The organism is Winogradskya consettensis, assembly GCF_018332715.1.
In the GTDB taxonomy this organism is placed as follows: Bacteria; Actinomycetota; Actinomycetes; order Mycobacteriales; family Micromonosporaceae; genus Actinoplanes; species Actinoplanes consettensis.
On sequence record NZ_BOQP01000036.1, the window covers coordinates 165,719 to 173,248 of the forward strand.

Below are 7,530 nucleotides of genomic sequence, written 5' to 3' on the forward strand. Positions count from 1 at the left end.
ACTCGAAATCTAGCGCGTGGGCAGGCGGATGGTCACTGTCGTGCCGACGCCCTCGGTGGACTCCACGGAGATGCGGCCGCTGTGGTTGTCGACGATCGTGCGCACGATGGCCAGGCCGAGGCCGGTGCCGGGGATCGCCTGGTGGATGGCGTTGGTCGCGCGGAAGAAGCGGGTGAACAGGGCTTCCTGCTCGGGCGGCGGGATACCGATGCCGGTGTCCGCGACCACGAGGTTCACCTCTCCCTCGACCCGGTGCACACGCAGGGTGACCGTGCCACCGGCAGGGGTGAACTTGACCGCGTTCGTCAACAGGTTCATCAGGACCCGCTCGAGCTGCTCCGGGTCGGCGGTGAGCTCCTGCGGGCCGTCCAGTTCGGGCTCGAGGCGTACCTCACCCTTGTCCGCGGCCGGGCCGATCGCCGAGAGTGCCTGCTCCGCGAGCGCGACCAGGTCGACCGGCCGGCGGGCGGTCTTGAACGAACCTGTCTCGATCTTCGACAGGGTGAGCATGTCCTCGATCAGTTCCCGCAACCGGCGCGTGTTGCGGGCGATGACGTCCAGCATCCGGCGCTGCGGCGGGTCCACCTCGCCGGCGTCGGCGTCCAGCAGCAGCTCGACATACCCGGCAATGCTGGTCAGCGGCGTGCGCAGCTCGTGCGACACGGTCGACATGAAATCGGTCTTGGCGTTGTCGAGCTCCTGCAGCCGGGCCACGAGATGCTGTTCGCGCTCGTAGAGCCGGGCCAGGTGCACGCCCCGGCCCAGGTCGGCGGCGACCACCTCGGTCAGCCGCACCTCGACCGGCGTCCAGTCCGGCCCGGTGTCGCGGATCAGGGTGAGCGCGCCCAGGCATTCGTCGCCGCCGCTGACCGCCACCGTCAGCACCGGGCCGTCGCCGGCCGCGGCCCACGCGCGCCGCTCCGCCTCCGGGGGTTCGACCTCCCCGGCCGGCGCGGGGTCGTTGGTCACCCAGACATCCCCGGTCCGCAACCAGGTCGCATCGGTTTCAGCCAATTCTTTGAGTACGCCGTGAGCGTGCTCGTCGTGCAGGCTCGCGACCGGCGGCAGTCCGGTCTGCCCTGGAGCCATCCGCAGCAGCACATGCTCGGCGCCGATCGTGGTGCCCAGCCCGTCCAGGGCCTCCCGGACGGCGTCCTCGACCTTGAGATGCGCCCGGATCCGGTAACCGAGCGCCCGCACCTCGCCCCGCTGACGTGCCACGGCGGCCTCGGCGACCCGCGTACGGTCAGCCTCCTCGGCCAGCTCGTTGACGGCCTGCGCCACCGCCCGGATCTCGGTGGGCCCGACCGTCGCGTCCGCCCGCGAATTCAGGACGCCGGCGCGGCGGCGGTCGATCACCGCGACGACACCGGCCAGCGGCAGGGTGATGCGGCGGGTGGTGACAATGGCGGCGAGTACGGCGGTCACCGCGGCGAGCAGCGTCAGCGCCACCACCACGGCGGTGGTCACCGTGCTGAGCCGGGAGCTGCGTTTCTGCAGGTTCGCGGCGCGTACGGCGAGGGCGGCGTCGAACTGCGCGTTCTCGGCCGCGAACGCCTCGAAGAGCGGCCTGCCCTGGCTCACGTACGCGGCGGCGGTGTCACTGCGGGGCACGGCCAGCCGCTGCTGCTCGGCGTGCTGCCACCAGACGTCGGCACGGTCGAGCTGGTCGTTGATCGAGGCCCGTTCGTCGGCGCGGGCCAGGCCGGTCAGCGCCCTGCCCGACGTCGTGTAGGCGGTCCGCGCCACCTGGTACGAATCCAGCAACTGGCTGTCGCCGGTCAGCAGATAACCGCGCAAACCCCGCTGGGCGTCACCGAGAACGCTGCGCAGCTCGGCATTGGCGAGTTCCAACGGCTGAACGTACGCGGAGAGCTCCCGCACCACCCGGTGCTGCATCACCAGGGCGGTGGTCTCGGCGACCCCGGAACACACGATGAGCAGCACCAGTACGCCGAAGACCCCGGTCAGGAGCCGGCCGACGGACCTGCTCGGGCGCATCGGCGTACCCGTGGGGGTCAGGCCCGGGTCCGGCTCAGCAGGGCCTGGATCCGGGAGACCAGCTCGCGTGGGCTGAAAGGTTTGGTCACGTAATCGTCGGCACCGGCGCTGAACCCGCCCTCGACGTCCTGCTCCTGCACCCGCGCGGTCAGCATGATGATCAGCATCCCGGCGGTCGCCGGGTCGGCCCGCAGCATCCGGCACACGTCGATCCCGGAAAGCCCCGGCATCGAGACGTCGAGCACGGCGAGCGTCGGCTGCCGGGAGCGCGCCTGCTCCAGCGCCGCCTGCCCGTCCTCGACCGAGATCACCTCGAGGCCGGCCTGCTCCAGCTTGAACGCGACCAGGTCCCGGATATCGGCATCGTCATCGGCGACCAGCACCACCGTCACGGCTGCTCCCCCTCAAACTAGGCGCTCATCCGACGATATCGCCTCATCTCCGGCGTGACTGCCGGTCTCCGCAACCGCACCGCAACTTGTACGCAGCGAGAATGCATCTTGGCCCAGGTGTGCTGTCACTAGCCCGCCCGCTCGATACCGGCAGGAGGACCCGATGCCCGTACTTGATACCGACGACACCCGCACCGACGCGCTGTTCGTCTCCCACCTGCAACGCTCCCAGCAACCCACCCCGGAGTTGATCCGGGCCGCGGTGACCGCCACGGTCGACCGCCTCGGCGAGAACACCTGCGCCGCCCTGGTCGCCCAGGAATTCGGCGAACACCCCGACTGCGCCCTCGGCCGCATGCGCTGGGCCCGCCGCGCCATCCAGGCCGCCTTCGCCGCCTGACCCGCGCACCCTCTCTTTTTCGGCGCGGGGACCACTGCCGCACCCGCCGATGACGGCCCCTTGCGCGCTTCTTCGGTCAGCGGCGCAGGCGCGCTTTTTCGGTCAGCGGCGCAGGCAGAACGGGTGGCCGGCCGGGTCGCGCAGCACCCGGAAGCTCTCCGGCGCCGGTTGTCCCTCTTCTTTCGTCGCTCCCAGCCCGATCGCCTGCTCCTCCGCCTCGTCGAGGCTCTCGGTGCCGTCGACGGACAGGTCGAGATGCATCTGCTGGGAACCCTCCGCCGAGGGCCAGGTCGGCGGCTGGTAGCCGGAAACGCGGACGGCCCCGACGTAGAGCGCGCCCGCCTTGACCGCGCAGAAGTCCGGTGTCTCGATCGCGACCTCGCCGCCGAGCATGGCGGCCCAGAACTGGGCCAGGCCGGCCGGGTCGGGGCCTTCGAGGTTGATCGCAGCGACGTGGGCTACAGCCATGGTTCCTCCAACGACGGGAATGTTGGGGCGACCCTAGCATCAAAAAGAGAGGTCACTCTTTTTGACAGCCTGCGGCTACCCCTCGATGATCGCCATCAGAGCGGCCACGAAGGGGGCGGGCTCCACGTCGCCACGGATCGCTATCTGCTGGCTGTAGCTGGCACAGAGGGCCACGAACGCCTCGGCGATCTGCCCGGCGTGCGCGCGCCGGCGCTCGGGAACCAGCTCGGCGATCGCGGCCCGCCCGGCGGCGAGCTGCTGCCGGACAATGACCGCGAGCTGCGGAGACACTGCCGCCTCGGCGTAGATCTGAGCGACCAGCCGGGCATGGTCGGTGTCCCGCGCCCGCACGCGGACGTGCTCGAGGAAGCCGGCGACAGCCTCGGTGGTGAGCGCGTTGGGCAGGGCCTCGGTCCCCTGCTCACAGACGGCGACGACGATCTCGTCCTTGCTGGTGAAATACCGGTAGATGGCCCCGTTAGACAGCCCGGACTCGGCGACGATGTCGGCCATCGACGTGCGGGCGAAGCCATGGCTGGCGAACCGGGCGCGGGCGGCGTCCACGATCTGCAGCCGGCGAGCGTCGAGGTGCGCTTGACTGACCCTAGGCATAAAAAGAGTGACCCCTCGCTTTACTTGATACCATGGCGAGCCTACCCCTCCGGCACCACCCACCAGGAGTTGCCATGCGATACCAGACCTTCGGCCGGCTGACCGGACTACGCGTGTCGGAGTACACGCTCGGCACCGCGGGCTTCAGCACCTCGAACCCCGAAGCACCACAGATCTTCGAAGCCTTCGCCGCCGCCGGTGGCACCACGATCGACACGTCCAACATCTACCAGGACGGGCAGGCCGAAACCGTGCTCGGCGAACTGCTCGGACGCGACCGGGACGACTTCGTGGTCATCACGAAGTACAGCGGGACCAGGCAGGCCCAGCCCCGCCCCGGCACAACCGGCAACAGCCGCAAGAGCATGATCCGCTCCCTCGAGGCGAGCCTGCGCCGGCTGAAGACCGATTACGTCGACGTCTACATGCCGCACTTCCCCGACGGCGTCACCCCGATCGAGGAGATCCTGGCCGGCTTCGACGACCTGGTCCGCGCCGGCAAGATCCTGCACGGTGGCCTCTCCAACTTCCCGGCCTGGCGCGTAGCCGGCGCCGCGCTCCGGGCCGATCTGCAGGGCCTGGCCCCGCTGGTCGGCGTACAGACGGAATACAGCCTGGCCGAACGATCCGCCGAGCGTGAGCTGCTGCCGATGGCGCAGGCCCACGGCCTGGGCGTGGTCCTGTACTCACCCCTCGCAGGCGGGTTGCTCACCGGCAAGTACCGCCTCGGTGAACAGGGCCGGCTCAGCGCCCGCGGCGACGCCATCGAGAGCGACGCCCACCGCACCGCCGTCGTCGACGCCGTCCTGGCCGTCGCCGACGAGATCGGCACCACCGCGGTCCAGGTCGCCCTGGCCTGGCTGCGCCGCCGGGCCGCCCTCGCCCCCACGGCGCTGATCCCGATCGTCGGCCCTCGCACCCTGGCCCAGCTGGAGGAATACCTGAAATCGCTCCAGCTCGACCTCACCGACAAGCACTACCAGCAACTGGACGACGCCAGCGCCATCAGGCTGGGAACCCCGCACGAGGACGTCGCCGCCGCCCTGACCCACGGCGCCGACGGCGACCGCACCCTCCTCGACCCCCACGCCGTCCCCGTCATCTGACCGCCACGACGTCCCGGATGATCAGGCAGGATCGGCACCGGGCCGGGCTCGCGGGGTGATCAACCAAACTCAGAACCGGGCCACACTTCCCCACCGCGCTCCGCAGGGTGGTCAGGCGGGCTCGGGCCGGGCCTCCCAGGGTGATCAGGCGGGCTCGGGCCGGGCCTCCCAGGGTGATCAGGCGGGCTCGGGCCGGGCCTCCCAGGGTGATCAGGCGGGCTCGGGCCGGGCCTCCCAGGGTGATCAGGCGGGCTCGGGCGGGCTCGGGGACCGGGCCGGGCCCCCGGGGTGGTCAGGCGGGCTCGGGGACCGGGCCGGCGGGTTCGCCGGGGACGTTGCCCGGGTCGTCGGGGCCGGGCATCGGCTCGACCGGGGCGGGCGGCAGCGTTTCCGGGGTGTCCGGGGAGAGCACGCCCGGGTCATCCGGGATGGGCTCGCTGGGGTCGATGGGCGGATAGTTGTCCGGGTCGGGTCCTGGCTGCACCATGTCCCCTTTGTGCCCACCCCGGCCCGGTCTCATGCGCGATCTCCGCCGAGAGCGGCGGCCAGCAACCGCTCCAGCTTGGCGGCCCGGCCGGGATTCTGGTGCGAGACCCAGGACACCCACCCCTTCAGGTACGCGGAAAAGTCTGCATGCCCGTCCCGATTCGCCTCATCCAGCCCCCGCCGCGCGGCATCGTGCAGCACCGCCCGCAGCCTGTCGTACTCAACCCGTGCCACGGCCGGCCGCTCGTTGACGACGAGCCCGGCCAGCACCTGCCGGTCGCCCTGCCCCCGGACCCGGGTCTTCGCCCGACGCAACCGGAACCCCTCGTCGTTCACCACCGCCTCGAGCGCCGTCAGCAACCGCTGCGCGGACACCCGAGGCCCGGAGAACGCGAGGTCGTCGGCGTACCGCGTGTAGCTCATCCCGAACCGCGCGGCGAGCCCGCTCAACCGCCGGTCCAACCGGTACGCGACCAGATTCGCCAGCGCGGGCGAGCTCGGCGCCCCTTGCGGCAGATGGGCGTGCCGCAGCAACGGAAGATACTTGCCCCGCAAGATGTCGGCCGGGGTCCGGGTCGTGGTCAGCGCGGCGAGGGCATGCGCGACAGGCTCCGGATATCCCGCCGTGCGGAACAGCCCATAGATCCGCGGCGCCGTGACGCTGGAGAAGAATGAGGCCAGATCGGCCCGGATCACCATCGGCTGCCCGCTGTGCGGCGCGGCGAACGTGTGCACCCCACGACCGGGAACGAAGCCATGAGCAGCAGGATGAACCGGAATCCGCCCGAGCACCCCGTCGAGCAGCCGCCGCTGCGCCACCCGCAGCCGGGCCTTGGGCGCCTCGATCAGCCGATGCGGCAGCCACCGATACCGGTAGTGCCGTAACCGCTGGTCCCGAGCGTGCCGATTGATCTCCTTCCGGTCCGCGAACCAGTCCAGCTCAGCACCGCTGATCCCGAGAAATGCCGAGAGCGCCGGCAGATCATCGATCCGCGCCGTGTCCCAGCGCATCCGGACCACGCGCACAGGCACGGCCCGCCGCACCACCACCGGATGCGGCCGCACATGCCTGCCGAGAAAGGCCGCCAACTCCCGCGGCCGATCCGCCGGAGCATCCCTGTACGCCCGGAGCACCCCCGCCACCACCGGCCGCAACCACCACGGCCGCCCACCCAGCACCTCAGCCCCCGCTTCCACCAGCCGCCCCAACATCCACCCCGACCCCACAGCCCGCGCCGCAGTTCGGCCGATACGACCCGGGCGTGAACCGACGGCCGGCCCGGCAGCCCCGTCCAAACCCGCAGCCCCGGCCAAATCCGCAGCCCGCGACGCGCTCGACGCGCTCGACGCGGCCGGCCCAGCCGAAGCGCTCGACCCAGCCGAAGCGCTCGACCCAGCCGAAGCGCTCGACGCGGCCGGACCAAGATCAGCCCGTGACGCAGCCAGACCAAGGTCAGCCGGAGACGCGGCCAGGGCTTGCGGGGCCGGGGCCGGGCGATCCGGTCGGCGCAGGGTGAGGTGATGTGGGCGTGGATGGATCGCCGGGGTGGCGGCCTCGGTGAGGAAGGCGTCGGCCAGGGCGGTTGCTACTTGGGTGGGGGTGGCAGCGCGGCCCGACGATGCCCGGTTGTGCCTGCGTCGTGCCGCGCGGAGCGCGGGGGCACGCCGGCGGTGCTGTGCCTGGCTGATCATGTCGCCCCCGGGGTTGCCCCGGAGAGACCGTCGGCGGACCGGCGGTCAAGCTCGGGACGCGCTGCCACCAGCCAGGAAGTGTAGGCACCGCCCGCCACCCGCGCACCCTCTCCGACACCCGGTCACCCGCGCGGACAGCCCGGCACAGCGAGAAGCCCACGCCCAGCGCAAAGCCCCGACCCCGCAAGAAGCCCAGCCTCCGCGCAAAGCCCCGACCCCGCGCAAAGCCCGGTTCCACAGACGACCCCGAACCCGCGCGCAAAGCCCGATCCCACAGACGACCCCGAACCCGCGCGCAAAGCCCCCGACCCCGCGGACAAACCCGGAACCCGCGCGTAGAGCCCCGACCCCCCGGACAACCCGACCCCGCGGA

General features: G+C 71.4%; 8 protein-coding genes. 2 read left to right on the top strand and 6 right to left on the bottom strand.

Annotated features, from left to right (window positions below):
- Positions 1-9: 9 nt before the first annotated feature.
- Together Aco04nite_RS32070 and Aco04nite_RS32075 are read right to left on the bottom strand one after the other, a co-directional pair.
- Positions 10-2,001, bottom strand: coding sequence for an ATP-binding protein (locus Aco04nite_RS32070; RefSeq protein ID WP_213000972.1), 1,992 nt, complete (start codon positions 1,999-2,001; stop codon positions 10-12).
- A gap of 17 nt (positions 2,002-2,018) precedes the next feature.
- The gene (locus tag Aco04nite_RS32075) at positions 2,019-2,393 is read right to left on the bottom strand and encodes a response regulator transcription factor (protein ID WP_213000973.1); all 375 of its coding nucleotides are present in this window, start codon (positions 2,391-2,393) and stop codon (positions 2,019-2,021) included.
- 163 nt (positions 2,394-2,556) lie between these two features.
- Here Aco04nite_RS32075 and Aco04nite_RS32080 point away from each other — a divergent pair, with 163 nt between their 5' ends.
- Positions 2,557-2,793: a hypothetical protein gene (locus Aco04nite_RS32080; protein ID WP_203834377.1), complete on the top strand. Its 237-nt coding sequence runs from the start codon at positions 2,557-2,559 to the stop codon at positions 2,791-2,793.
- A gap of 102 nt (positions 2,794-2,895) precedes the next feature.
- Here the strand turns inward: Aco04nite_RS32080 and Aco04nite_RS32085 are convergent, their stop codons facing one another.
- Together Aco04nite_RS32085 and Aco04nite_RS32090 are read right to left on the bottom strand one after the other, a co-directional pair.
- Positions 2,896-3,261 carry a VOC family protein gene (locus Aco04nite_RS32085; protein WP_213000974.1) on the bottom strand — a complete coding sequence of 122 codons (366 nt, stop codon included), beginning with the start codon at positions 3,259-3,261 and terminating at the stop codon, positions 2,896-2,898.
- A gap of 75 nt (positions 3,262-3,336) precedes the next feature.
- Positions 3,337-3,873: a TetR/AcrR family transcriptional regulator gene (locus Aco04nite_RS32090; RefSeq protein WP_213000975.1), complete on the bottom strand. Its 537-nt coding sequence runs from the start codon at positions 3,871-3,873 to the stop codon at positions 3,337-3,339.
- Between the two features lie 74 nt (positions 3,874-3,947).
- On the opposite strand from Aco04nite_RS32090, the gene Aco04nite_RS32095 reads away from it, so the two are divergent.
- A complete protein-coding gene (locus Aco04nite_RS32095) occupies positions 3,948-4,979 on the top strand; it encodes an aldo/keto reductase (protein ID WP_213000976.1) in 1,032 nt (343 codons plus the stop codon).
- 292 nt (positions 4,980-5,271) lie between these two features.
- On the opposite strand, the gene Aco04nite_RS32100 is transcribed toward Aco04nite_RS32095, so the two are convergent.
- Together Aco04nite_RS32100 and Aco04nite_RS32105 are read right to left on the bottom strand one after the other, a co-directional pair.
- Entirely contained in the window at positions 5,272-5,466 is a 195-nt protein-coding gene (locus tag Aco04nite_RS32100; RefSeq protein ID WP_213000977.1) for a hypothetical protein, read from the bottom strand.
- A 29-nt stretch (positions 5,467-5,495) separates the two neighbouring features.
- Positions 5,496-6,677 carry a reverse transcriptase family protein gene (locus tag Aco04nite_RS32105; protein WP_213000978.1) on the bottom strand — a complete coding sequence of 394 codons (1,182 nt, stop codon included), beginning with the start codon at positions 6,675-6,677 and terminating at the stop codon, positions 5,496-5,498.
- Between the last annotated feature and the right edge of the window lie 853 nt (positions 6,678-7,530).

Bases quoted from the DNA above. Each gene is read 5' to 3' on its own strand.
- Aco04nite_RS32105 (WP_213000978.1), bottom strand. From the start codon at position 6,677: ATGTTGGGGCGGCTGGTGGAAGCGGGGGCTGAGGTGCTGGGTGGGCGG.
- Aco04nite_RS32090 (WP_213000975.1), bottom strand. From the start codon at position 3,873: ATGCCTAGGGTCAGTCAAGCGCACCTCGACGCTCGCCGGCTGCAGATC.
- Aco04nite_RS32070 (WP_213000972.1), bottom strand. From the start codon at position 2,001: ATGCGCCCGAGCAGGTCCGTCGGCCGGCTCCTGACCGGGGTCTTCGGC.
- Aco04nite_RS32085 (WP_213000974.1), bottom strand. From the start codon at position 3,261: ATGGCTGTAGCCCACGTCGCTGCGATCAACCTCGAAGGCCCCGACCCG.
- Aco04nite_RS32080 (WP_203834377.1), top strand. From the start codon at position 2,557: ATGCCCGTACTTGATACCGACGACACCCGCACCGACGCGCTGTTCGTC.
- Aco04nite_RS32095 (WP_213000976.1), top strand. From the start codon at position 3,948: ATGCGATACCAGACCTTCGGCCGGCTGACCGGACTACGCGTGTCGGAG.
- Aco04nite_RS32100 (WP_213000977.1), bottom strand. From the start codon at position 5,466: ATGGTGCAGCCAGGACCCGACCCGGACAACTATCCGCCCATCGACCCC.